The organism is Halomonas sp. BL6, from assembly GCF_006228115.1.
GTDB classification, from domain to species: Bacteria; Pseudomonadota; Gammaproteobacteria; order Pseudomonadales; family Halomonadaceae; genus Vreelandella; species Vreelandella piezotolerans.
This window is the reverse complement of sequence record NZ_VDGL01000005.1, coordinates 212295-235678: the sequence shown is the minus strand read 5'-3', so window position 1 is coordinate 235678 and position 23384 is coordinate 212295. Positions and strand designations below refer to the sequence as shown.

24 protein-coding genes and 1 tRNA gene are annotated in these 23384 nt (G+C 55.9%); 14 read left to right on the top strand and 11 right to left on the bottom strand.

Annotated elements, in window-relative coordinates; all coding sequences use genetic code 11:
- The first annotated feature begins 39 nt into the window (after nt 1-39).
- Nucleotides 40-747, top strand: a complete 708-nt coding sequence (gene mtnN, locus FHJ80_RS12320; protein ID WP_139527507.1) for a 5'-methylthioadenosine/S-adenosylhomocysteine nucleosidase — start codon at nt 40-42, stop codon at nt 745-747.
- A 118-nt stretch (nt 748-865) separates the two neighbouring features.
- Here the strand turns inward: mtnN and pyrC are convergent, their stop codons facing one another.
- Complete coding sequence (pyrC, locus tag FHJ80_RS12315; RefSeq protein ID WP_139527505.1) at nt 866-1903, bottom strand: dihydroorotase; 1038 nt, start codon at nt 1901-1903, stop codon at nt 866-868.
- A gap of 149 nt (nt 1904-2052) precedes the next feature.
- Here pyrC and FHJ80_RS12310 point away from each other — a divergent pair, with 149 nt between their 5' ends.
- The 3 genes from FHJ80_RS12310 to FHJ80_RS12300 are packed head-to-tail and all read left to right on the top strand — an operon-like array spanning nt 2053 to nt 4325.
- Nucleotides 2053-2469: a hypothetical protein gene (locus FHJ80_RS12310; RefSeq protein ID WP_139527503.1), complete on the top strand. Its 417-nt coding sequence runs from the start codon at nt 2053-2055 to the stop codon at nt 2467-2469.
- Between the two features lie 8 nt (nt 2470-2477).
- Nucleotides 2478-3749 (top strand): ATP-binding protein, encoded by a 1272-nt coding sequence (locus FHJ80_RS12305; protein WP_139527501.1) that lies wholly within the window; start codon nt 2478-2480, stop codon nt 3747-3749.
- A 36-nt stretch (nt 3750-3785) separates the two neighbouring features.
- Nucleotides 3786-4325 carry a response regulator transcription factor gene (locus tag FHJ80_RS12300; protein ID WP_139527499.1) on the top strand — a complete coding sequence of 180 codons (540 nt, stop codon included), beginning with the start codon at nt 3786-3788 and terminating at the stop codon, nt 4323-4325.
- 55 nt (nt 4326-4380) lie between these two features.
- Here FHJ80_RS12300 and FHJ80_RS12295 read toward each other — a convergent pair whose 3' ends face one another.
- Both FHJ80_RS12295 and hybE read right to left on the bottom strand, forming a co-directional pair.
- Nucleotides 4381-5154, bottom strand: coding sequence for a 3-hydroxybutyrate dehydrogenase (locus FHJ80_RS12295; RefSeq protein WP_139527497.1), 774 nt, complete (start codon nt 5152-5154; stop codon nt 4381-4383).
- Between the two features lie 77 nt (nt 5155-5231).
- Entirely contained in the window at nt 5232-5681 is a 450-nt protein-coding gene (hybE, locus tag FHJ80_RS12290; protein ID WP_139527496.1) for a [NiFe]-hydrogenase assembly chaperone HybE, read from the bottom strand.
- A gap of 137 nt (nt 5682-5818) precedes the next feature.
- On the opposite strand from hybE, the gene FHJ80_RS12285 reads away from it, so the two are divergent.
- Nucleotides 5819-6082: a GrxA family glutaredoxin gene (locus FHJ80_RS12285; RefSeq protein ID WP_139527494.1), complete on the top strand. Its 264-nt coding sequence runs from the start codon at nt 5819-5821 to the stop codon at nt 6080-6082.
- A gap of 114 nt (nt 6083-6196) precedes the next feature.
- Nucleotides 6197-6964: a DUF1338 family protein gene (locus FHJ80_RS12280; protein WP_139527493.1), complete on the top strand. Its 768-nt coding sequence runs from the start codon at nt 6197-6199 to the stop codon at nt 6962-6964.
- 38 nt (nt 6965-7002) lie between these two features.
- On the opposite strand, the gene FHJ80_RS12275 is transcribed toward FHJ80_RS12280, so the two are convergent.
- Both FHJ80_RS12275 and FHJ80_RS12270 read right to left on the bottom strand, forming a co-directional pair.
- Nucleotides 7003-7665: a CoA transferase subunit B gene (locus tag FHJ80_RS12275; RefSeq protein ID WP_139527491.1), complete on the bottom strand. Its 663-nt coding sequence runs from the start codon at nt 7663-7665 to the stop codon at nt 7003-7005.
- 48 nt (nt 7666-7713) lie between these two features.
- Complete coding sequence (locus tag FHJ80_RS12270) at nt 7714-8412, bottom strand: CoA transferase subunit A (protein ID WP_139527488.1); 699 nt, start codon at nt 8410-8412, stop codon at nt 7714-7716.
- A 171-nt stretch (nt 8413-8583) separates the two neighbouring features.
- Between FHJ80_RS12270 and FHJ80_RS12265 the strand changes: the two genes are divergently transcribed.
- From FHJ80_RS12265 to FHJ80_RS12255, 3 genes are all read left to right on the top strand, one after another.
- A complete protein-coding gene (locus FHJ80_RS12265) occupies nt 8584-9483 on the top strand; it encodes a LysR family transcriptional regulator (RefSeq protein ID WP_139527486.1) in 900 nt (299 codons plus the stop codon).
- Between the two features lie 111 nt (nt 9484-9594).
- Entirely contained in the window at nt 9595-10476 is an 882-nt protein-coding gene (locus FHJ80_RS12260; RefSeq protein WP_139527484.1) for an acyltransferase, read from the top strand.
- Nucleotides 10477-10598: 122 nt separating this feature from the next.
- Nucleotides 10599-11390, top strand: a complete 792-nt coding sequence (locus FHJ80_RS12255; protein WP_255303952.1) for a LysM peptidoglycan-binding domain-containing protein — start codon at nt 10599-10601, stop codon at nt 11388-11390.
- A 63-nt stretch (nt 11391-11453) separates the two neighbouring features.
- Here FHJ80_RS12255 and gcvT read toward each other — a convergent pair whose 3' ends face one another.
- A complete protein-coding gene (gcvT, locus tag FHJ80_RS12250) occupies nt 11454-12566 on the bottom strand; it encodes a glycine cleavage system aminomethyltransferase GcvT (RefSeq protein WP_139527482.1) in 1113 nt (370 codons plus the stop codon).
- Nucleotides 12567-12654: 88 nt separating this feature from the next.
- Nucleotides 12655-14058: a sodium:alanine symporter family protein gene (locus FHJ80_RS12245; RefSeq protein WP_139527480.1), complete on the bottom strand. Its 1404-nt coding sequence runs from the start codon at nt 14056-14058 to the stop codon at nt 12655-12657.
- A 407-nt stretch (nt 14059-14465) separates the two neighbouring features.
- Here FHJ80_RS12245 and gcvH point away from each other — a divergent pair, with 407 nt between their 5' ends.
- Both gcvH and gcvP read left to right on the top strand, forming a co-directional pair.
- Nucleotides 14466-14855 (top strand): glycine cleavage system protein GcvH, encoded by a 390-nt coding sequence (gene gcvH, locus FHJ80_RS12240; protein ID WP_139527479.1) that lies wholly within the window; start codon nt 14466-14468, stop codon nt 14853-14855.
- 85 nt (nt 14856-14940) lie between these two features.
- Complete coding sequence (gene gcvP, locus FHJ80_RS12235; RefSeq protein ID WP_139527476.1) at nt 14941-17835, top strand: aminomethyl-transferring glycine dehydrogenase; 2895 nt, start codon at nt 14941-14943, stop codon at nt 17833-17835.
- Nucleotides 17836-17873: 38 nt separating this feature from the next.
- Here the strand turns inward: gcvP and FHJ80_RS12230 are convergent, their stop codons facing one another.
- Nucleotides 17874-18776 (bottom strand): LysR family transcriptional regulator, encoded by a 903-nt coding sequence (locus tag FHJ80_RS12230; protein WP_139527475.1) that lies wholly within the window; start codon nt 18774-18776, stop codon nt 17874-17876.
- A 200-nt stretch (nt 18777-18976) separates the two neighbouring features.
- Between FHJ80_RS12230 and ppnN the strand changes: the two genes are divergently transcribed.
- The 3 genes from ppnN (at nt 18977) to FHJ80_RS12215 (ending at nt 21460) form a co-directional block, all read left to right on the top strand.
- Nucleotides 18977-20359 (top strand): nucleotide 5'-monophosphate nucleosidase PpnN, encoded by a 1383-nt coding sequence (gene ppnN, locus FHJ80_RS12225; RefSeq protein WP_139527473.1) that lies wholly within the window; start codon nt 18977-18979, stop codon nt 20357-20359.
- Nucleotides 20360-20407: 48 nt separating this feature from the next.
- Nucleotides 20408-21136 carry a sulfite exporter TauE/SafE family protein gene (locus FHJ80_RS12220; protein WP_139527472.1) on the top strand — a complete coding sequence of 243 codons (729 nt, stop codon included), beginning with the start codon at nt 20408-20410 and terminating at the stop codon, nt 21134-21136.
- A gap of 123 nt (nt 21137-21259) precedes the next feature.
- On the top strand, nt 21260-21460 hold the full coding sequence (locus FHJ80_RS12215) for a hypothetical protein (RefSeq protein ID WP_139527470.1): 201 nt from the start codon (nt 21260-21262) through the stop codon (nt 21458-21460).
- A 378-nt stretch (nt 21461-21838) separates the two neighbouring features.
- Here FHJ80_RS12215 and FHJ80_RS12210 read toward each other — a convergent pair.
- From FHJ80_RS12210 to FHJ80_RS12200, 3 genes are all read right to left on the bottom strand, one after another.
- Nucleotides 21839-21915, bottom strand: a tRNA-Pro gene (locus tag FHJ80_RS12210).
- Between the two features lie 114 nt (nt 21916-22029).
- Entirely contained in the window at nt 22030-22842 is an 813-nt protein-coding gene (locus tag FHJ80_RS12205) for an inositol monophosphatase family protein (protein WP_139527468.1), read from the bottom strand.
- A 66-nt stretch (nt 22843-22908) separates the two neighbouring features.
- Nucleotides 22909-23358, bottom strand: coding sequence for an anti-virulence regulator CigR family protein (locus tag FHJ80_RS12200; RefSeq protein ID WP_139527467.1), 450 nt, complete (start codon nt 23356-23358; stop codon nt 22909-22911).
- Nucleotides 23359-23384: the final 26 nt, after the last annotated feature.

Sequence of the window (23384 nt, the reverse complement as noted above, 5' to 3'; positions counted from 1 at the left end):
CCTTCGATTGTACTCAACGCATCAGGACGGAGAATACCCGTGCAACGCATTGGAATTATTGGCGCTATGGCGCAGGAAGTGAGCATCTTAGCGGGACAGCTCGAAAACGCTGAACGCTACGAACACGCCGGTTTCGTCTTTCATACCGGCACGCGCCATGGCCTAGAGATCGTCATTTTGCAATCGGGTATCGGCAAAGTGAACGCAGCGGTAGGCACGGCCATTTTACTCGAGCGTCACCAGCCGGATGCCATTATCAATACGGGCTCAGCAGGCGGTTTTGCCACCGATTTGGCCATTGGTGATGTGGTCATTTCCGATGAGCTTCGCCATCACGATGTCGATGCCGTCGTCTTTGGCTACGAATTAGGCCAGGTGCCCGGCATGCCCGCCGCTTACCCTGCGGATAAGCGCCTACGCGAGATCGCTCGTGGCGCCATTGCCGCTCTGGGAGAAGTCAACGTGCGTGAAGGGATGATTGCTACAGGCGACGCGTTCATGGCCGATCCAGATCGAGTAGCCGCCACACGCGCTCAATTCCCCTCCATGCTTGCCGTCGAGATGGAAGGCGCGGCCATTGCCCAAACGTGCTACCTCTATGACTGCCCTTTCGTGGTCATTCGCGCCCTCTCCGACATCCCCGGCAGCGGCGACAATCACCTCTCTTTCGAGCAGTTTCTCGATACCGCGGCCGACCACTCTTCGCGCATGGTCGATCAAATGCTGTTGACATTAGGACAGCAGTAAACCCGGCTCATATTCGTCGCTCGCCCATGCATAAAAAAACGGAGCCACCCAGGCTCCGTTTTCCATTGAAAGTGCTTTGTTAAGAGCACTTTATGTGAGCACTTATGCTACTTAGCCGCTACTTCTTCATCGCCCAGGCCAACGTCTCGCCCGCCAGTAATGGCACGATGGTTTGTCCAGACGCATAGGGATAACTCGCTGGCAGCGTCCATTCACGACGCTCGAGAGTGATGCTATCCGCATTCGGGGTAAGGCCGTAAAAGCGTGGCCCATTCAAGCTCGCAAACGCTTCCAACTGGTCGAGGGCCTGCATCTGTTCGAAGGCAGTGGCATAGAGCTCGATGGCGGCTGGGGCGGTGTAAGCACCCGCGCAGCCACAGCTGGACTCTTTGTCGCCCTTGGCATGGGGCGCGCTATCGGTGCCTAAGAAAAATTTATGGCTTCCGCTCGTAGCGGCTCTCAACAGCGCTTGGCGATGCTGCTCGCGCTTTAAAATGGGCAGGCAATAGTAGTGAGGGCGGATACCACCAGCCAACATCTGGTTGCGATTGAAAAGAAGGTGGTGAGCAGTAATAGTAGCCGCCACGTTATCAGGCGCGCTAGCCACGAACTCCGCCGCCTGCTGCGTGGTGATGTGTTCGAATACGACTTTCAAGTTAGGGTGTCGCGCCAACAACGGCTTCATAACGCGCTCGATGAACACCGCTTCCCGGTCAAAAATATCGATCTCATGATCGGTGACCTCTCCATGCACCAACAGCGGCATACCCAGCTTTGCCATCATGGCAATGGTGGCGTCGCAGTGAGCAATATCTGTCACACCCGAGGCAGAGTTGGTCGTGGCCCCTGCTGGATATAGCTTCACGGCTTTGACGATACCACTCTCGACGGCACGCTCGATCTCCTCGGGCGGTGTCGTATCCGTCAGGTAAAGGACCATCAACGGCTCGAAGGTGCTGCCTTTGGGCAAAGCGGCAAGGATGCGCTCGCGGTACGCGACGGCCTGCTCTGTCGTGGTCACCGGTGGTTTTAGGTTCGGCATGATGATCGCGCGACCCATTTGTGCGGCGGTGTGCCCCACCACGGCACGAAGTGCCTCATCATCACGCAAGTGTAGGTGCCAATCGTCAGGGCGGGTCAAAGTAATAGCGTCCACGGCGAATCCTATTGATCTGGGTGAAGGGGATCTGCGAGCGGCCACAGTATACCCAATACGCCGTTAGGATAAATCTGCGCGTGCTCCCACAGGTCCGCGCAAGTGTCGTATCATGACGCCACGCTGTAAGATCAAGGATTCAGTTGTTTATGCAGAACGTACGCCGCTATGCAGATTTCATTGCCAGCCTGGAAGGGTTGGCATGGCTGGGGCTTGCATGGTCCATTTCCATATCGATGCACCGTCAAAGCACCGAACCGACACTTGCGGTGATGTTCGTCGTGGCAACGCTGGTACTCTTTAGCTGGGCACATAGGCCGCTACGCCACTTACTGCGTCGCTATCACATTCGCAAACGCCGCACCGACATGTGGATCCACACGCTTGCCTTGCCGCTATTGCTAGCCATGTTTTTTCATATCATGCTGGAGGCACTCCTCGGTTCGGCGTGGCTTCCTCCCAAAATATTGCTGTTCAACCTGCTAGCATCGGCGGGTTGGCTGACGTTTGTCATGACACTTTTCATCAAGTTCGTCATTCATAGCGTCAAAACATCGAGCAAATAAGTCGAACCATGCCTACTGCCCTGCCCTTACCGCTCTCTACGCCCAATCGTAACCTGGTTCGGCTTACCATCGTTCGGGGGATCACCTGGACGGGCTTTTTGATGGCCATCATCGTTGGCATCGAACTCCTGGCATTCGACCTACCCGTCACGGCCGTAGTGAGCGTGGTCATTGCCATGGGGCTGCTCAACATTGCCACTTGGTGGCGGTTAGGCCGACCCAAGGCCGTAAGCCATGGCGAGTACCTATCGCATCTCTTGGCCGATATCGCCGGATTGACACTGCTGTTCTATTTTTCGGGTGGTTCTACGAACCCTTTCATTACGTACTACTTGGTCCCTGTCACCATTGCAGCTGCAACGCTGCCTTGGCGGCACGCCTGGATCATCGCAGCCTGTGCCATGGCCGGTTACAGCTTCTTGATGTTTTACTATCACCCGATTCCACAGCTGGGCCATATCAGTAGCGAAGGACCGCTGAGCCTGCATATCTTGGGCATGTGGCTCAACTTTGGACTGTCGGCTGGGCTCGTGACGTTTTTTATCTATAAAATGGCGCATGCACTGCGCAGTCGTGACAAAGCGCTATCGCGTACTCGTGAAGCCGCCCTTCGTAACGAGCAGGTACTGGCCGTTGCCACCCAAGCGGCGGGCACTGCCCACGAGCTGGGCACACCTTTGTCGACGATGGCCGTCCTGCTCAAGGAGATGCAGGCCGATGCAACAAGAGATAGCGCACTGGAGGAGGATATCGCGCTGTTACGTCAGCAGGTCGATATCTGCAAGTCACGCCTGCAGCATTTGGTGACGAGTGCCGACCGTCGGCGCATGGCCGAGCCCGAAGTGCTGGACGCCGAAGTATGGCTAGCGGGCGTGGTGCAGCGCTGGCTGGTCATTCGTCCCGATGTCAGTCATCGCTTCGACGTCGCAGAGCGCCGCGGCCGACCCTGGCTAGCGGTAGATGCCACGCTGGACCAGGCGCTGACCAATTTATTGAATAACGCGGCAGACGCCAACCCTGAACACATCGCGATTCGTTTGGATTGGCAAGACGACAGCGTGATCATCGATATACGCGACCACGGCCCAGGCGTGGCCATGTCGATTGCCGACCAGCTAGGTGATACGTTCGTCTCGACCAAAAGCAAAGGGTTGGGCATTGGCCTGTTTCTCACCCATGCCACCATCAACCGCTTCGGCGGCGGCGTAAGCCTGTACAATCATCCCGAAGGTGGAACGCTGACCGAGGTCACGCTGCCACGCGGCTCAGCGCCCAACTAAGCGGAGGCAACAGTGATCAAGACAAACGAGGGAAGTATGCAGAACCAAGCGCAGCGCCTGCTGATTGTCGATGACGATGAGATGTTTTGCCACGTACTGAGCCGCGCCTTGACCCGGCGAGGATTTGAGGTCATGGTCGCGCATGATGCCGATCAAGCGCTGAGCACTGCGTCACACTTCAAGCCGACCATGGCCACTCTGGACCTGAAGCTGGAACACAGCTCTGGACTCAAACTGCTGCCCGATCTCCTGTCTGCCGTGCCCGATTGTCGTATCGTGGTGCTGACCGGCTATTCCAGTATCGCGACGGCAGTCGAGGCCATCAAACTGGGCGCCATCAACTACCTATGCAAACCAGCGGATGCAGATGATGTGATGACAGCGTTCGAGCATCCTGATGCCGATCCCAATGTGGAATTGGCAGACAACCCTCCTTCCATCAACCGGATCACCTGGGAGCATATTCAAAAAGTGCTACAAGAGCACGACGGCAATATCTCAGCGACAGCTCGGGCACTGGGCATGCACCGCCGCACGCTGCAGCGCAAACTGCAAAAACGTCCGGTTCGCCGCTAAGCTTTTGAGCCTGCTCCCCCATGAGTCTTTTAGGAGAGCAGGCAATCGGCACTGTTTAGTGCGCCGTCCAACCAAGGTCGATGTTCCAGCTAGCCCCCGTCACGGCCCCTGCCGCGTCCGAGGTCAGATAAGCCACCAGCTGAGCCACTTCGGATGGTTCGATGAGGCGTTTGACGGCGGCATTTTTGAGCATGATCTTCTCGATGACCTCTTGCTCATCCATATGATTGAGCTTCGCTTGATCCGCGATCTGATTATCGACCAGCGGCGTTTTCACGTATGCTGGGCAAATCGCATTTGCTGTAATGCCCTGCTCGCCACCCTCCAGCGCTGCGGTTTTGGTCAACCCGATCATGCCATGTTTGGCGCTGATATACGCCGCTTTGCCTGGTGACGCCACCTGCGCATGAATAGAAGCGATGTTCACCACACGGCCCCAACCCTTCTCACGCATGTAAGGCCAGGCGGCCTGGGTGAGCAGGAAAGGGGCTGTCAGCATCAGATCGATGATTTGGCGCCACTTCGCTTCAGGAAAAGTCTCGATCGAAGCAACATGCTGAATGCCTGCGTTATTGACGAGAATATCCACGCCACCAAAACGCTTGACCGCCTCGGCGATCGCGCCACGACACGCATCGGGATCGGTAAGATCCGCTTGATAGAACGCGGCACCTGCTGCCTCCGCAATCTCTTTACCAGCCGGGTTGAAGTCGACGGCCAATACTTGATGCCCCTGCTCACAGAAATGTCGAACGACGGCTTCCCCGATGCCACTGCTGGTACCCGTTACCACGGCAACCCGTGGTGTTGTCGCTTTTTGCGATGCCATCCCAGTTTCCTTTTATGACGTACATGAAAATGAAGAGATAAACGTTGGTGAGTATAGGAGCCACCTACTGCTTCTGCCTACTCGGGCGACGCATAAGCAGCGCTGGGCTGCGTCATCAACTGCTGCATCATGCGCTGGGCGAGGCGAGCCGTTTCTTGCAAAGACTCTAGATCGCTCAAGTCATCCAGTATTTTTCGCTTGTAGAGCTCGATACCCGTAGACAAACGCTCCAACACCAACGCATAACGGCCAGATGGCAGCGCCAGCACACACTGCGAATCCAGCGGAGCCTGTAACGTAGCCTGTTCCGGTAACGCCACCAACCACAGCTCACAGGGGGTAATCAGTGCACCCGCCATGACGCTAGCACCGCTAATCCGCGTGTCGAGATGTTGAAAACAGAGAGCATCCACCCCTAATCGAGGGTTGAAGTGCGGCTGCTGCTTCAGCGTTGCCAAATGATCATCGCGATAACACTTAGCCAGCTCGGCTAAATGTCCATACTCATGCGGTGCCAAGGTCTGCATGGATTCTCCTGATCTATGTCGCTGATTGGTGTGCTTTATAGCAAACGTAGCGTGGCGCTATTGGCTAAAAAGCGCTCCCTACGCCACAATGAGCATCGATTTTCATTTAACGCTCATATCGTAAAGGAGTCACTGCCATGTTTGTGGTCATTTTTGGGCGCATGTCGTGCCCTTTTTGCGTTCGCGCCAAACAACTTGCCGAGCATCTTGAAAACAGCGGCAAGATCGACGGTTACCGCTATGTGGACATGCCCTCAGAAGGGGTCACCAAGGACGATATCGCCAAAACGGCGGGTAAGCCCATCCATACCGTTCCTCAAATCTTCGTCGATCAGCAGCACGTCGGCGGCTATACCGAATTTGATCAGTTCGTGCGTGAAAAACAGCTGCTGGCTTCCTAATAGGCGTTAGATTGGCCGTTTAAGCCCGTTGAACCTGTCAATTCCTTGCTTGCCTATACTGACCTTTCAACTATCCGTTGACTTACGGACGTCTTTAGGCGGCGAGGATTCCCCATGCAGCGCGAGGAGTTTTTACAACAGCTGTGGCTGGACTACGTCCACACCCACCCCGATATCGGCAACTTAAGGTTATGGCCGCTCAACACCCAGGCAGAATACTTGACGCTGGTCACGCTGAATTACGGCCCCTTCGCCATGAATGCTCTAGGACTCCCTTTGGCACGCATGGGCTACCGCTCGGCGGGGTATTACGCCATGGCTGACAAAGGGCTGCTGATTCACTTGATGGCTCCCAGCGACGATACCAGTTGGCTGGTCCTTGCTGAGCTACAAATAGGCACGCTTTCGAAAGCACCCAGAGAAGCGTTGACGACGCTGGTGCATCAAAGCCACCCGGCTGATTGCAAAGGCCATAATCTTTTGTGCCGAGGCAGGCCCTGGCCGATGCCCTCATGGACACTCTACCGACAGCTATACAGCGCGCACCCACTAGCCGCTTGGCTTGCCGTCATGGGGCCTCGGCTGCATCATGCCGGTTTCGACTGCCATCGAATGCAGGCGCCCCTCGCCACCCTAAACGAACAGTTAGAGAAGGCCGGCATGCCGCCACTAAGTGGCCAACAAAACGGTGTCTTTTCCGTTTCCAATCTACTCGAGCACCGTTTTTACCCGGCGATGCCGCAAAAAATGGTCTTCAACGACGGCGACGAGCACCGCTTGTGCTTGGGTGGATTAGCCCTGATTCAAAAACAGGTCAGTGATGATCACGAACGTGTGGCAGAGATTTTGCTGCCCTTTCACACTCGCTGCGAAATGGCGTGAGCACTCGCCCACGCCTTATGCTACTGAAAGAAAAATGCTTATTCGTCGAACGTCATTTCCGGGACGTGATCGGGAACGATCAGTTTACCAGCGGTTTTCTCGACGATCTCTTCGACGCTAATGCCTGGCGCTCGCTCCTTGAGAATGAAGGCGCCATCTTTGATCTCCAAATAGGCTAGGTCCGTCAACACACGATTAATGCAACCAGCACCTGTCAGAGGCAAGTTACACTTTTCTAGCAATTTGGATTCGCCGTGTTTCGACGCATGGGTCATGGTGCAAATGATGTTTTCTGCACCTGCCACGAGATCCATGGCGCCGCCCATGCCTTTGATGAGCTTTCCGGGTATCATCCAGGACGCAATGTTGCCCTCTTGGTCGACTTCAAACGCACCCAGAACGGTCAAATCCACATGACCGCCGCGAATCATGGCAAACGACTCAGCGGAGGAGAAAATCGCCGCCCCTGGTCGGGCAGTAACGGTCTGCTTACCCGCATTGATCATGTCTGGATCTACTTCTTCCTCGGTGGGAAACCGCCCCATTCCTAGCAGCCCATTTTCGGACTGGAGCATGACATCCATGCCATCCGGGATATAGTTGGCCACCAGCGTGGGAATACCGATACCTAGATTGACGTAGAAACCATCCTGCAATTCACGCGCTACACGCTGCGCCATTTGTTCACGAGTTAAAGCCATGGTGCCACCTCTTGTCTTAGTCATGGGTTGATTGTTGGCGTTCTTCGCTTAACTACGCACGGTGCGCTTCTCGATACGTTTCTCGAACGTACCTTGAATTATGCGATCGACGTAGATTCCCGGTGTATGAATCTGGCTGGGCTCCAGTTCACCTGGCTCAACGATCTCCTCAACTTCAACGACGGTAATTTTGCCTGCGGTTGCTGCCATGGGATTGAAATTCTGTGCCGTATGGCGATACATGACGTTGCCATACCGGTCGGCTTTCCAGCCTTTGACGATTGCAAAATCGCCTTTGATCGCCTCTTCCAAAATGTAATGACGTCCATCAAAGACCCGTACTTCTTTGCCTTCACCAATCGGCGTGCCATAGCCGGTGGCGGTATAGAATGCAGGAATACCCGCCCCGCCTGCCCGCATCTTTTCGGCAAGCGTCCCTTGTGGCGTCAGTACAACATCGATTTCGTCGTTCAACATCTGCTGTTCGAACAGGGCGTTCTCGCCCACGTACGAGGCGATGATTTTACTGATTTGGCGGTCCTCGAGCAGTACGCCCAAACCAAAACCATCCACGCCACAGTTATTGGAAACCACGGTAAGGTCTTTGACGCCACGACGTTTGATCTCGGCAATCAGGTTTTCAGGAATACCACATAACCCAAAGCCACCGGCAATTACGGTCATACCGCTCTCGATGCCTTCCATTGCTTCTTCGTAGGAAGCCACACGCTTATCGAATCCTGCCATTGTCATGCCTCACGTTGTTGTTGAATACGGTTCGGTGTCGAGAATACTGATTGAAACAGTGTAAGCAGCGTTAGCTCGGCTGTCGCCCTATTGCCAGTGTTGTCTCGGATGATATATTTGTTAAGTTTGTTTTTCTTATCAATTTATTTTAATAACTTATAAAGAGACGCCATGACCGTTAAGCAGCTTCGCGCCTTTTTGGCTGTAGCGCAAACCCTCAGCTTCACTCAAGCATGCGAGCGTCTGCACCTTTCACAGCCCGCCTTGAGCCTAGCTATCAAAGGGTTAGAGGATTCTCTCGGCGGAAAACTACTCATCCGCAGTACGCGAAGCGTGAGACTTACCCCCGAGGGAGCGTCCCTACTCCCTCTCGCCAAGCATTTGCTAGCCCAATGGGACAATACCGAAGAGCGGCTGCGTCAGCGCTTCACCCTCCAGCTGGGACGACTCAGCGTGGCCGCCATGCCCTCATTTGCCGGTAACTTGTTGCCAAGCGCGCTGATCAAGTTTCGCCAGCAGTACCCTAAGATCAACGTCACCGTTCATGACGTCATCAATGAAGAGGTGATGGAGATGGTTCGCTCTCGGCAGGTAGAAATTGGCATTGCCTTTGCTCCGGAAGGCACTGGTAGCTTGAATTTTACGCCGCTTTTTGAGGATCGATTCGTTGCCGTCGTCTCCTCCTCCTCCCCGCTGGCGGGCTCCACCTCACTCTCTTGGCAGCAGCTCCTGGCGCACGACTTCATGACACTTCAGCGCCCTTCGATGGTACGGCGTTTATTGGAACAGGAACTCGGGAAGCGCCAAATGGCGCTTCCCGTCGCGTTCGAGAGCCATCAGCTAGCCACGGTGGGCCGTATGGTGGCGGAGGGGCTGGGGGTTAGCGCTGTCCCATCGATGTGCATTCGGCAAATGCACGAACTAGGGGCTCACTGCGTACCCCTTGAAGCACCCAGTATCGCTTGTCGAGTGGGCATTCTCACGCAAGAAGAACTCTCGGTAGCCGCCCATGCGCTGCGCAGCGTTCTGTTGGAATGCATCAAAACACCCTCGCTGCTGGCGTCGTCCTAACATCTTGATGCGGTTATGCTGGGCAGCGTGACGTTGATCCATTAGCATTTGTCCCAGAGCGCGTGTCGAGCAAGACAGGACACGCTGTCAGGTCGCTGTGAGGATTGTGGTATGCCAATCATAAAAGGGGGCGTTAGCATCTTGTTGCTGACGTTGTGCACGCTGTTTTGGGGCGTTCCCCTCATTTTATTGACACTGCTGAAAGTCATCGCTCCTGGGCGGCGACAAAAGGAGTGGCTGCTGAAAGGGCTTTGTGCCGTGGCGCTAAATTGGATTGGCGTCAACTTATGGTGGATGCGACGCTGGCTCAAGCCCGATGTATCGATTGACGTGCCCGATACATTGAGTCCAGAACAGTGGTGGCTCGTCATTTCCAACCACCGTAGTTGGACCGATATTTTCATTCTTTTCATGGCGCTGCATCGCCGTATTCCCATGCCGCGCTTTTTCCTCAAGCATCAGCTCATTTGGATTCCCATCGTCGGCCTCGCTTTTTGGGCGCTAGAGTTTCCTTTCATGCGCCGCTTCAGCCGTGAACAAATTGCGCTAAATCCTAGACTGGCTACCGTGGATAGAGAATCCACCGAGCGGATGTGCCGCCGGGCACGACATACGCCCATTGCGATCTTTAATTTTGTCGAGGGGACCCGCTTCACCGTCGCCAAGCGAGACGCTCAACAAAGCCCTTTTCAGCACCTGTTGCGCCCTAAAGCAGGCGGTATTGCCCAAGTATTGAGCCTTTTAGGCGACCAGTTAGATGGCATTCTGGATGTCACTATCAGCTATACCAACCCATCGCCCACGTTCTTAGGCTTTTTATGTGGCAAAGAAGCCCCCATTACGCTTAAAGCTCGGCAGATCGACATTCCGGAGTGGATGTCGACTGCTCATTACCATGACGAACCGCAGCACAAGGAACGCTTCCACGCATGGATCAATTCACTCTGGCAGGAAAAAGATACCTTGCTGGACCGCCTCAGCGACCACGATTAAGCCACTGGCTGACGATTTGCGTATTGGCGAGCATGCTCGTTGGCTGTGCTGGCTCGTCGCCCTCTTCTTCGGGACAGCGCGTGCCTGCCGCCAGCTCGACGAGCAGTATCAGTGGTGACTGGATAGTCGTTAGACGAGGCGATACGCTTGGTCAGCTCGCGGCGCGAGCCAACGTACCGCTGGAGCGACTCGAGCGCTTCAATCCGGGCGTCGACCCACGCCGTTTAGCGGTGGGACAGCGTCTACTCATCCCCACTCAGCAGGAACGAGCGCCTTCTGGCGGCCCTTACCGCTATCAAATTCGCCCTGGGGATACCTTTTCAGGCATCGCACGGCATTTTGGTACCACGTCCGGACGTATACAGAGCGCGAATCAGGGCACGTCGCCGACCGGGCTGCGCGTCGGACAAATTATCAGCGTTCCTCTCAGCAGTGCGGCCAGAACCACGCCGTCAAGCCAGCGTAACGGCTCACGAAGCACCAGCTCGTCGAGTGCTTCATCGGCGCCGACACCCGCACCCAGCGCGAGCCTGCCCGCGTCAGCGCGTCGTTGGCCATGGCCACTGGAGGATTACCGCGTAGTGCGCCGCTTTGGGGCGGATAGCCGCGGCACCCTGCAACCCATGTTACTCGCCACGCAGGAAGGTGCCCGAGCTAAGGCCGTCGCCTCTGGGGAGGTTCGTTTTGCAGACAGCATGCGGCAGCTTGGCGATGTCGTCATCGTTCACCATGCAGACAATTTGCAAACCGTCTATGCCCTTTGCGAACGAATATTGGTCCGGGTAGGCGATCAAGTCAGCGCGGGGGACGAGCTCTGCGAAGTGGGACAAAGCAACGCAACACAGCGCTATGATTTGTTGTTCGATTTACGCCAAGGAGGCAAACCCATCGATCCGCGCCAAGTACTGCGCTGACAACAAGTACTGCGCTGACAAAAAGCCCCTCCACGATGAGGGGCTCTTCCACTATCTGAACGACTATCCTCGATAGTAGCCGGGCGTTACGAAAGGCATGGAAGTGACGTTCATCGGGAGCTGCTTGCCGCGCACCAGTGCATAGACGGCGGTACCGGGAGCCTCCCATTCTCGAGTCACATACCCCATGGCGACGGGTTTACCGACGCTAGGTCCGAAGCCACCCGAGGTCACCATACCGATCTCGTTACCCGCTTCGTCAACTAGCAGGCTGCCTTCACGGACCGGCGCTCGTCCTTCTCCGACCAAGCCCACGCGCTTTCGGGGATGATCTTTGGCATCCACTTGATGCAGAATCACATCGGCACCCGGAAAACCCGCTGCGCGCTCGCCACCGCGCCGACGCGACTTACCAATGGCCCAAATCAAACCGGCTTCGACGGGCGTGGTGTTCTGATCCATATCGTGGCCATAGAGACATAAGCCTGCTTCAAGGCGCAGAGAATCCCGAGCCCCCAAGCCAATTGCTTCGACTTCCGGCTCAGCTAGTAGCGTCTCTGCTAACGCTTGGCTCTCGTCGGCAGCGACAGAGATCTCGAAACCATCTTCACCGGTGTAGCCGCTGCGGCTGACCCAAACGTCATGCCCCGCCAGGGTATAACGCCCATGCTGCATGAACGTCAATTCGCAAGCCTGGGGGCAAAGTCGCTGCATCACTTCCCGCGCTTGGGGTCCTTGTAGCGCCAGCAACCCGCGGTCGAGCACGTCAATTTGGTGGCTATTCCCCAAATTGGCACGCAAATGGGCAATATCTTGCTCTTTGCATGCCGCATTCACCACCAGATAGAAGTGATCCCCTGCATTGACGGCCATCAGATCATCGAGAATGCCACCGTCGGTACTGGTGAAAAGACCATAACGCTGCTGCCCTTTTTGCAATCCCACCAAATCAGCGGGAATCAAGCTTTCCAGCGCTTCAGCGACTTGCTCACCCGACACTAGAATCTGTCCCATATGCGACACATCAAACAAACCGCAGTACTGTCGGGTATGCTCGTGCTCTTTTTTCACCCCTAACGGGTACTGCACCGGCATCTCGTACCCAGCGAAAGGTACCATCTTGGCACCCAGTTGTGTGTGCAGCGTGTGAAGTGGCGTTCGGTTCAGATCAGTCATGGCATATCCTCTATCAAAAAAGAGAAACGGGAAGCCTAACTAGGCTTCCCGGCTCTACTACAACGTGCGCGGCCCTTAAGCGCAGGCCTTACTTGTCATGATCCAGGGCTTCGCCCGGCAGCACGTCCTTACCTGCAAAATAATCCCGAGTCAGCTTGAAGACAACGGGAGAGAGCAGCGCCAACGCAATCAGGTTGGGGATAGCCATCATGGCGTTGAAGGTGTCGGCCATCAGCCAGATAAAGCCCAGCTGAGCAATGGCACCCAACGGAATGGCCAGCACGAACAATACGCGGTAGAGCATGATGGAGCGAGTGCCAAACAGGAACTGGCAGCACTTCTCCCCATAAAAAGACCATCCCAAAATCGTGGTGAAGGCAAAGATCGCCAGCGCAATGGCCACGATTTGGTTACCAAAACCAGGCAGCGCTGCATCGAAAGAGAGCGCGGTCAGTGACGCTCCCGCCTCTCCTTCCATCCACACCGTCGAGGTCAAAATGACCAGCGCAGTGATGGTACATACGATGATGGTATCGATGAACGTCCCCAGCATGGCAATCAAACCCTGACGTACCGGATTTTTCGTTTGTGCCGCTGCGTGGGCGATAGGTGCGCTCCCCAAACCGGCTTCGTTGGAGAAAATACCGCGCGCCACACCAAAGCGGATGGCAGCCATCACCGCGGCACCAGCAAACCCACCGGCCGCTGCCATGGGGTTGAAGGCGTAGTAGAAGATCAGCCCAAAGGCATCGCCAATTTGGCCTGCATTGACGACCAGTACCAGCAAGCCCGCAATGACGTAGGCAATGCCCATCACCGGCACCAGTTTACCAGCAACCTTGGCAATACGTTTGATGCCGCCGAGAATCACCGCGCCTGCCAGGACCATGATGATGACGCCGGTTAACCAGTGAGGAACACCAAAAGTGGCATCCATGGCGTCCGCTACCGAGTTGGACTGAACGGTGTTACCGATTCCAAACGCCGCCACTGCGCCAAAGAAAGAGAACAGGCCGCCCAACCAGAGCCACTTACGGCCTAGGCCATTTTTGATATAGAACATCGGCCCGCCCACATGATAACCGGTGCTATCGGTCTCCCGGTAGCGCACCGCCAGCACTGCCTCGGCAAACTTGGTCGCCATACCCACTAACGCGGTGATCCACATCCAAAAAACGGCGCCAGGGCCACCGAGCGCAATGGCGGTTGCCACACCGGCGATATTACCGGTACCAATCGTTGCCGATAGCGCGGTCATCAGCGCGTTAAAGGGAGAAATTTCCCCCTCATCGCTGGGCGTTGACGATGCCTTTGCAGACGGTTTGGCATCTCGTCCTTGCCACATTAGCTTGAAACCCATGCCGAGTTTGCGTATCGGCATCAGTTTCAAGCCAATTTGCAGATAGATACCGACCCCTAGCAACAGGATCAGCATCAACGGGCCCCACACAACCCCGTTAATAGCGCCTAATAGGCTGGTCAACGTTTCCACACGACTCTCCTTACCCAATTCGATTGATGCGTTTGTTATGAAGGTTAGGTTGCTCACCCACCACCCATCAGGCAGATGAAAACACCAAGCGTCTCTACCATAGCGCTTAATTCTCGCTGGAAAAACGCATGATGAGTATGTTTTACACCATTTTCTTAGTGGGCATCCACGCCCGTGTCGCTTGCTAGCAGAGAAAGCTTCTCTTTATGAAATCGACAAACGACCGGAGGCTAGGAAAAGGCGCTCCACAAGTGAGGTTTTAGTACCAATGAAGAAACTTGTTTCCGATAAGAAACACGGTACCATAGAGAGACTCATACGCTCCATCGAGCTGGCTACAGTCGCCAAGGCGAACGACAAGCGCTAGTATGCCGTTGTTCCGTCCACTGAATGCAAAGGGAAACATCATGAGCAATCTTCCTGCCAATCTTCGTTACGCTGCCAGCCACGAATGGGTGCTGGACAACCAAGACGGCACCGTGACCGTTGGGATCACTGACCACGCACAAGAAGCATTAGGCGATGTGGTGTTTGTCGAGCTACCCGAGGTCGGTCAAGCCCTGAATAAAGGCAAGGAGTTTGGTGTCATCGAGTCCGTCAAAGCGGCTTCCGACCTTTACTCCCCCGTCGATGGCGAAGTGGTGGAAGTCAACGAAGCCCTCGAAGACGCCCCTGAAACGGTCAATGATGCCCCTTACGAAGGTGGCTGGATCATGAAAGTTCGTGTCACCGACCAAGCCCTTGAAGGCTTATTAGACGCCGATGCGTATCAAGCGACGCTAAGCAACGACGACTGATCAACGTCGCCTCAGCGCCTGCCCATCTGACAGGCGCTGATCGATCGCCTCTGCACGGTTTTCTCATCACGTCCGGAATCTCCCCATGCCTTTCGAATCACGCCGTTTGGCCGAATTGGCCGACCACGATGCTTTTATCAAACGCCATAACGGGCCAAGCCCCGACGATGTCGCCACCATGTTAAAAGCGCTCAACATGCAGCGCATGGAAGACCTGATCGAGCAAACCGTGCCAAGCGATATTCGGCTTGGTCGTGAACTTGCCCTTGACGACCCCCGCAGTGAAGCGGAAGCGTTGGAGTACTTGAGCCAGCTTGCCCGTCAAAACCGCGTCACCAAGAGCTATATTGGCCAGGGTTACTACAACACCCACATGCCAGCAGTGATTCAGCGAAACGTGTTGGAAAACCCAGGCTGGTATACCGCCTACACGCCTTACCAGCCGGAAATTTCTCAGGGCCGCCTGGAAGGCCTGCTCAATTTCCAGCAGGTCATCATGGACCTGACCGGCATGGAACTGGCCAATGCCTCCTTGCTGGATGAAGCCACGGCCGCCGCAGAGGCCATGGCGCTTTGCAAGCGTGGCAACAAAAAGAGCAAGTCGAACGCATTTTTCGTCGCCGACGACCTCTTTCCGCAAACGCTAGACGTCGTGAAGACCCGCGCAGAGTTCTTCGGCTTCGAACTGATCATCGCTCCCGCCGAGCGCCTTGCCGAGCACGATGTATTTGGCGCACTGGTGCAGTATCCCTCTGCTAGCGGCCGCGTTATCGATCTCGCCCCAATGCTCGAGGCGGCGCAAGCGCGCGGTATCATGACATGTGTAGCGACCGATTTGCTCAGCCTGGTACTCCTCAAAGAGCCGGGCGCAATGGGCGCAGACATCGTCGTCGGTAACTCGCAGCGATTTGGTGTGCCTATGGGCTTTGGTGGGCCACATGCCGCTTTCTTCGCAACCTCCGACAAACTCAAGCGGTCGATTCCAGGGCGAATCATCGGCGTCTCCAAAGACAGCCGAGGCAAAACGGCGCTGCGTATGGCCATGCAGACTCGCGAGCAGCACATTCGTCGTGAGAAAGCGACCTCGAACATCTGCACCGCGCAAGCGCTACTGGCCAATATCGCTGGTTTCTACGCTACCTATCATGGGGCTGAAGGTCTGCGAAAAATTGCTGGCCGCGTACACCGCCTCACCACGGTGCTGGCAACCGGCTTGAAGCGCGCAGGCGTTCAGCTAGCCAACGACACGTGGTTCGATACGCTGCGCCTCACACAGGTGGACGCGGGTAAACTTCATGGCCGCGCCATGACCCACGACATCAACTTGCACTATTTCGCCAATGGTGACGTAGGCATCAGCCTGGACGAAACGACCACTGCTCACGATGTCGCTGCCCTTTTCGACGTTCTGCTGGGCGATGAGCATGGTTTGGCGGTTTCCGCACTAGATGAGCAGGTCGTTGCCGAGCAGCTAAGTGGGATTCCAACGGCGTACCAGCGAAACAGCGATTTCCTGACGCACCCAACGTTCAAGCGCTATCGCAGCGAAACCGAAATGCTGCGTTACCTAAAGCGTCTCGAAAACAAAGATTTGTCGCTAGCCCACGCCATGATTCCGCTGGGGTCATGCACCATGAAGCTCAATGCGACGAGCGAGATGATTCCTGTCTCTTGGCCTGCGTTTGCCAACCTGCACCCGTTTGCGCCCCGCGACCAAGTGGCGGGGTATCATCAAATGATCGATGAATTGGCGGCGTTTCTGGTCGAAGTCACCGGCTATGACCACATCTCGATGCAGCCCAACTCGGGCGCCCAGGGGGAGTACGCGGGCCTGCTGGCCATTCGCCGTTACCAAGCAGCACAAGGTGAAGCGCACCGTGACGTCTGCTTGATTCCTAGCTCGGCACACGGCACGAACCCTGCCTCTGCCGCCATGCTAAGCATGGAAGTGGTCGTCGTCGAATGTGATGCAAACGGCAACATCGATTTAGAGGATTTGACCCGCAAAGCCGAACAGCACAGCGAGCGTCTTTCAGCGGTCATGATCACCTATCCATCGACGCACGGCGTATTCGAATCTCACGTTCGCAAGGTATGTGACGTGGTACACCAGAATGGCGGACAAGTGTATGTCGATGGGGCAAACATGAATGCCCAAGTGGGCCTAACCCGCCCTGGTGACTTCGGTGGTGACGTTTCTCACCTCAACCTACACAAAACGTTTTGCATCCCCCACGGCGGCGGTGGCCCCGGCATGGGCCCCATCGGTGTGAAAGCGCACCTTGCTCCTTTCGTCTCCAACCATGTGGTGACACCCATTAACGGTGTCAACCCAGGCAGCGGCGCGGTCTCGGCGGCGGCTTTCGGCAGTGCGTCCATCCTCCCGATTTCATGGGCGTACATTAAGATGATGGGAGCCCGTGGTCTGCGCGAGGCCACCGAGTTGGCCATTCTCAACGCTAATTACATTGCCAAGCGTTTAGAAGCCTCCTACCCGATTCTCTATCGCGGTCAGAACGGCACGGTCGCTCACGAATGCATCATCGATATCCGTCCGCTAAAGAGCGCCTCTGGCATTAGTGAAGAGGATATCGCCAAGCGCTTGATGGATTATGGCTTCCACGCGCCGACCATGTCGTTCCCGGTGCCGGGCACGCTGATGATCGAGCCGACGGAGTCAGAGTCGCTTTACGAAATTGACCGCTTCTGCGATGCCATGATTGCGATTCGTGAAGAGATTGCCCGGGTTGAAAGCGGTGAGTGGCCGCTGGATAACAACCCGCTGGTGAATGCGCCGCATACGCAAGCCGACCTGATGGATAGCACCTGGGAACGGCCCTACGACCGTCAGCTTGGCGCCTTCCCTACCGAAGCGGTGATGGCGTCTAAATATTGGCCTTCGGTGAACCGGGTCGACAACGTCTTTGGCGATCGCCAATTGATCTGCTCGTGCCCTAGTATCGACGAATATCGCCAATAACGCTTAAACGTTTAGCAGCCAATAGCGCCCCTGGCCCGTTATTCGGGTACCAGGGGCGTCGTTTCTTGAAGACGCTGGTCGTGAAAACCGTTCAGCAGTTTTTCATAGCGCTTAGGCAGCACGGAGTCTTGGCGGCGCAATAGATAGAGAACTTCATTAATCGCTTGCGGCAGCGCTAACGCCTTGACCTGCCGCTGCCAAGGCGATGTTTCGAGCACTAAGCGCGATACCACCGTAAAGCCCAAGCCACGAGCTACGGCGTCCAACACCATGCTGACCTCATTGGTGAATCCCTGATGGCGAAAGTGTGTCATGGAGCGAAAATCATCGGGGTAATTCGCGCGCAACAGGGCGTTGGCGTGATTGATACCGTCGTAGTAATTGATGAAGCCAATGCCCATTAGCTCCGATAGCGTACTGCCTGCAAAGTCAGCGGGCACCACCAAGCAAAGTGGCTCTTTGTGCCATACCGTACAGGTAAGCTCTGAATGATTGACCTGCTCGGTCACGATACCGATGTCGTACCGCCCTTCTAACAGGTCGTTGACGATCTCATGGTTGAACGCAAAGCTGTAATTGACCGTGAGATTGGGATGCATCTGTTGCTGCCCTAGGATATAGGGATAAAACATCAGTCCCACACTGCCGGGCGAGGCGATGCGGCACTCGCCGCTATCCAGCGAATCATCATCGAGACCATGGCGAAATTGCTCATGCTCGGCAAAAAGCTTTAACGCATAGTCGTAGGCACGACGTCCCGATTCGGTCAGTGTGAAGCTCCTACCACGACGCTCGAGCAGCGTTTTGCCCAGATAGCTTTCCAACTTGCGAATATGCTGGCTAACCCCTGGCTGCGTCATTTCTAGGCGACGCGCCGTTCGTGTGAAACTGCCAGTTTCCACCAACGTTATAAACGTCCGAAAATATTGGGCATTAAACATAGGGTTCGAACAACATCCTCATTATCCATCATCGTTAGCGCTCTTTGGCGTACTAACGTCACCGTCGCGGTTCGGCCTACCCTGCGCGCCGCTGGCCTAGAGTAGCATAAACCCCGCGGGGTCGACCCACTGCTGAACCGTACCAAGCAGCGTGCTAGTATGCAGGCTCGTTATGAACACACTTAGGGATAGTTCAACTAATGACGCAGACCCCAGCGCCTCGTGCCACGATTTCCAGCATTATTTCTCCCGAAGGCAGCCTTGAAGTCCTCTCTCAGCATGAGGTCAACCGGCTGAAGAGCACGTCCAAAAGTGGTTTGCACGATTTATTGCGCCGATGTGCGCTAGCTGTTCTCAATTGCGGCAGCCCCACCGATGACAGCTTGGCGATCCTCGAAGCCTACAAAGACTTCGATATCGAGGTCCTACAGCAAGACCGGGGCATTCGGCTAAAGCTGACCAATGCCCCCGCTGAAGCCTTCGTGGATGGGCGCATGATTCGCGGTATTCGTGAACATCTCTCGTCGATCATTCGCGACATCGTCTACGTCTATAACGAGATTCAGCAACATAACCGTTTTGACCTAACCACCGGCGAAGGCACGACCAACGCGGTGTTCCACATCCTGCGCAAGGCGGGCACGCTTAAACCGGGCCGCGACCCGAGTCTAGTCGTGTGCTGGGGTGGCCATTCGATTTCTCGCGAAGAGTATGAGTACACCAAGGATGTGGGTTACCACCTTGGGTTGCGCGATTTGGACATTTGCACCGGCTGTGGCCCCGGCGCAATGAAAGGCCCCATGAAAGGTGCCAACGTGGCGCATGCCAAACAGCGCCGTAAAGATGGCCGCTACCTGGGTATTTCGGAGCCGGGTATCATCGCCGCCGAAGCCCCCAACCCCATCGTCAACGAACTGGTGGTCATGCCCGACATCGAGAAGCGCCTGGAGGCGTTCGTTCGGCTAGGCCATGGCATCATCGTCTTTCCCGGCGGCGTGGGCACCGCCGAAGAGATCCTTTACCTGCTGGGCATTTTGCTGCACCCCAGCAACAAAGAGATTCCCTTTCCGCTCGTCTTCACCGGCCCAGCCAGCTCGGCGGCCTATTTCCAGAAAATCGACGAGTTCTTGGTCTACACGCTGGGAGAGGAGATCCGCCGCTATTACACCATCATTACCGGCGACCCGGTGGCGGTCGCGCGCAAAATGCGTGAGGGCATCGATCAAATTGCCGATTTCCGCCGCCAACACCAGGATGCGTTCTATTACAACTGGCGCTTGACCATCGCGCGTGAGTTTCAAGCCCCCTTCGAGCCCACTCACGACGCCATGCGTGCGCTAGCACTCCACCGCCAGCAGCCCACGCATGAGCTAGCCGCCAACCTCCGCCGTGCTTTCTCTGGCATCGTGGCAGGTAATGTCAAAGAACCTGGCATCCGAGCCATCGAAGCCCATGGCCCATTCGTGCTGACCGCCGAACCGGCGCTCATGGAGCGACTGGACGCCCTGCTCAGCTCGTTTGTTGCTCAAGGCCGCATGAAACTGGATGGGCAGCCCTACACGCCCTGCTACGTGCTGAAATAGCACTATCGCCCAGGCAGGCACATCGGTGCCTGCCGACAGGTTCTGACCGTGATCATAGCTCTGCTTACTCTTGTCATTGCTGGCATCATCAAAGGTGCGATCGGCTCTGGCGTCCCCGTTGTCGTCGTCCCAGTGCTGACCATGCTCTACGATGTCAAATTGGCCATTGCGGTGTTGGTTGCGCCTAATTTATTTAGCAATGCCCTTCAGGTATGGCAATACCGCCACTCCCTTTTGCCCTGGCGCTTTTTGTTGACGTTCGCCATCGCTGGCGGCGTAGGCATCGTTCTCGGCACCTGGGGGCTCGTCGTCATCTCCCCAGACTATCTCTCGCTGGGAGTCGCGGGCGCCATTGCCATGTATCTTGCCATCAAACTTTCCAAACGTTCGGCCACGCTACCTTTATCCGTGGCCGAACGCATCGCTCTTCCCGTTGGCCTGTTGGCGGGAGTGCTTCAAGGCGCCGCAGGAATGTCCGCACCGGCATCGGTCACTTTCCTAAACGCCATGCGACTGGAGCGACGCGTCTTCATCGGGTCCATTTCGGTATTCTTCGTCGCCATCACCCTGGTGCAAATTCCTGCCCTTCTAAGCGCAGGCATTCTGACGGCTGAACGCACTCTCTACAGCCTGGGTGCGCTGATAGTGATTCTCACTGGCATGCCTTTGGGTGCTCGGTTAGGTAAGCGCTTGCCACATCGCTGGTTCGATAACCTGATCATGTGCCTGCTAGCCAGTATTGCATTGAAAATCATCATCGATACGTATTGGGCATGATCGACAGCCTCCTTCTCTCTGCAGAGTAGCCCAATTGCCGCTACACTAAGCCTGAGTTCGACGACCCCACATCGCCGTCGGCCATGGAGTCATATCACCGCGTCTCAAGGAGAGAAATTCGATATGGAAATGATCGACCAACTGCAAGACGGTAAAACCAAAGCCTTCGCCAAGCACTGTTTCGAGCGTAACTCCCCCGAGGAGCTCAACAGCGCCGCAGAAGGCGCTCCCGATCAAGCAGAAATGGAGCACTGGGGTATTACCGCCGGTCAATGGGAAGAGGCCGTGGCGGCAGCGCTCGCCGATCACAAAGCGCAGGGATAATCATCTCGCTGCTGATGACGTTTCACACATACAGTATCGTGACGCAGAGCTGAGAACCGGAGACCGATAATTGGCGCACAGGAAACCCGGAGGTTTCTATGAGGAAATGGATAGTGATGGCCCTCGTCAACTGGCTTCGCAAGCCAGCCAATCGCCAGAAAGCCAAAGCAGCCTGGAATGACTTACGCGGGCAGCGGAAGCGTCCATCGGGCGCTTCCACACCGATGTCAGGAAGAAGCACGCCTCGGCAGCCCAACTCCCCTAGCGACAGTCACCGCTAATCCTTTTATTACCCGGCGGGCCCTGAAACGGGGCCCGTTTTTATGTTGAGTGAAACACAAAAAAGCCGCTTCGATAAACGAAGCGGCTTTTCAGTATTGGTCGGAGTGACAGGATTCGAACCTGCGACCTTTGCAACCCCATTGCAACGCGCTACCAAGCTGCGCCACACTCCGATGTCTGTTTGGCATTTGCCTCAAGACGGTGCGTATACTAGCGCTTTATTAGCCAAATGAAAAGCCCTTTTTGCGCTTTCTTTTCAAATGGTTGCCGATGCGTCCAAGAGGCCGCTAACGATCCGACTCTTTTAACAGCTTGGCCATTGCATCATACACCTTCGGCGTGGTGATCAAGAGCTGTTCAGGATAAAGGTCGGCCGGCACCTCCTTGGGTATGTCTACCAGATGCCCCACGCGTGCGCCTGCCTCACGGGCAATGACCCAGCCAGCGACAAAATCCCAGGGGGAGACGGTTTCGTAGTAGGCGTCTAAACGTCCGCAGGCCACGTCACAAATATCCAGCGCCGCAGAGCCATTACGTCGTACGTCTTGGCAATGGGTCAGCGCCGCCTCCAAACGAGGCAACAGGGCCTTACGGGCAGCTTTATCGTAGGGGAAACCAGTGGCTACCAACGTATTGTCGAGGGACACTGCATGACTTGGTGCTATAGGCCGCTGATTGCAAAATGCCCCCAGCCCCTGAGCGGCACTGAACGTCTCGTTCAAAAACGGCGCGTGTACCACCCCCACTTTGCCGACACCCTGCTCGATCCATCCAATCGAGACGGCAACGTGACGAAGCCCTTGGGCAAAATTCACCGTACCATCGATGGGGTCCACTACCCATAACTGCTCGGCGGGGTTGTGTAAGGCCTCCTCAGGACGCAACTCTTCGCTAAGGCGTGCTTCCCCGGGAAAGTGCGCGTCTAATCGCTCACTGATGAGCTTATCGACGGCAACGTCGACATCGGTCACGAGCTCTATCCCCGCTTTTAACCGCTGGCTAAATGATTGCTGGTCACGAGCATGTCGAATCATCTGCCCTGCTTCTTCCGCAATCGATATGGCCAGCGCCAAGCGCTCTTCCAAGGAAACGTTCGCCATAAGTGCTCCTGCTGTTTATGAGGTACATCACACATAAACTAGCATAAACGCTGCTCTTTTCGGCGGCTAGCGCAGTGCGTCTACCAGCACGTCGACCACGACACGCGTGGCTGCTTCGATCAGCACCACATCCGCGCCCACACGCTCCCATTCATAGCCGGGATAACGGGGCAATTGGTTGGCAATGGGGCCATCGAAACGTTGGGCAATACCGGGAGGCAACGGCTTGCCCCGCTCAAGGCGGCGCTGAATCCCCGGCGGCAACGGCTCGGCACGGGGCGCATCGTACTGACTCAATAGACGAAGCAGCTCACGCTCGTTGATACGTGGCAAATCGACCGAGCGATAATCCCGCTGATGATGTCTGCGAGACTCTTCGTGGCGCGACGAGTGCTCATGGGATCGCTGATCGTGGTGTTGGCGCGCACCGTGGGCTGGCGCATGTGCAGGCTGGGCCCATGCATTGGCTTGCAAAAGTAGCGCGGTGAGCAAAATCAAGAAGCGCGTGGATTTCATAAAGACTCCTAGAGGCTTGTCAATTA

Bases quoted from the DNA above. Each gene is read 5' to 3' on its own strand.
- FHJ80_RS12310 (WP_139527503.1), top strand. From the start codon at position 2,053: ATGCAGAACGTACGCCGCTATGCAGATTTCATTGCCAGCCTGGAAGGG.
- FHJ80_RS12305 (WP_139527501.1), top strand. From the start codon at position 2,478: ATGCCTACTGCCCTGCCCTTACCGCTCTCTACGCCCAATCGTAACCTG.
- FHJ80_RS12300 (WP_139527499.1), top strand. From the start codon at position 3,786: ATGCAGAACCAAGCGCAGCGCCTGCTGATTGTCGATGACGATGAGATG.
- FHJ80_RS12295 (WP_139527497.1), bottom strand. From the start codon at position 5,154: ATGGCATCGCAAAAAGCGACAACACCACGGGTTGCCGTGGTAACGGGT.
- hybE (WP_139527496.1), bottom strand. From the start codon at position 5,681: ATGCAGACCTTGGCACCGCATGAGTATGGACATTTAGCCGAGCTGGCT.
- FHJ80_RS12285 (WP_139527494.1), top strand. From the start codon at position 5,819: ATGTTTGTGGTCATTTTTGGGCGCATGTCGTGCCCTTTTTGCGTTCGC.
- FHJ80_RS12280 (WP_139527493.1), top strand. From the start codon at position 6,197: ATGCAGCGCGAGGAGTTTTTACAACAGCTGTGGCTGGACTACGTCCAC.
- FHJ80_RS12275 (WP_139527491.1), bottom strand. From the start codon at position 7,665: ATGGCTTTAACTCGTGAACAAATGGCGCAGCGTGTAGCGCGTGAATTG.
- FHJ80_RS12270 (WP_139527488.1), bottom strand. From the start codon at position 8,412: ATGGCAGGATTCGATAAGCGTGTGGCTTCCTACGAAGAAGCAATGGAA.
- FHJ80_RS12265 (WP_139527486.1), top strand. From the start codon at position 8,584: ATGACCGTTAAGCAGCTTCGCGCCTTTTTGGCTGTAGCGCAAACCCTC.
- FHJ80_RS12260 (WP_139527484.1), top strand. From the start codon at position 9,595: ATGCCAATCATAAAAGGGGGCGTTAGCATCTTGTTGCTGACGTTGTGC.
- gcvT (WP_139527482.1), bottom strand. From the start codon at position 12,566: ATGACTGATCTGAACCGAACGCCACTTCACACGCTGCACACACAACTG.
- gcvH (WP_139527479.1), top strand. From the start codon at position 14,466: ATGAGCAATCTTCCTGCCAATCTTCGTTACGCTGCCAGCCACGAATGG.
- gcvP (WP_139527476.1), top strand. From the start codon at position 14,941: ATGCCTTTCGAATCACGCCGTTTGGCCGAATTGGCCGACCACGATGCT.
- FHJ80_RS12230 (WP_139527475.1), bottom strand. From the start codon at position 18,776: ATGTTTAATGCCCAATATTTTCGGACGTTTATAACGTTGGTGGAAACT.
- ppnN (WP_139527473.1), top strand. From the start codon at position 18,977: ATGACGCAGACCCCAGCGCCTCGTGCCACGATTTCCAGCATTATTTCT.
- FHJ80_RS12215 (WP_139527470.1), top strand. From the start codon at position 21,260: ATGGAAATGATCGACCAACTGCAAGACGGTAAAACCAAAGCCTTCGCC.
- FHJ80_RS12205 (WP_139527468.1), bottom strand. From the start codon at position 22,842: ATGGCGAACGTTTCCTTGGAAGAGCGCTTGGCGCTGGCCATATCGATT.
- FHJ80_RS12200 (WP_139527467.1), bottom strand. From the start codon at position 23,358: ATGAAATCCACGCGCTTCTTGATTTTGCTCACCGCGCTACTTTTGCAA.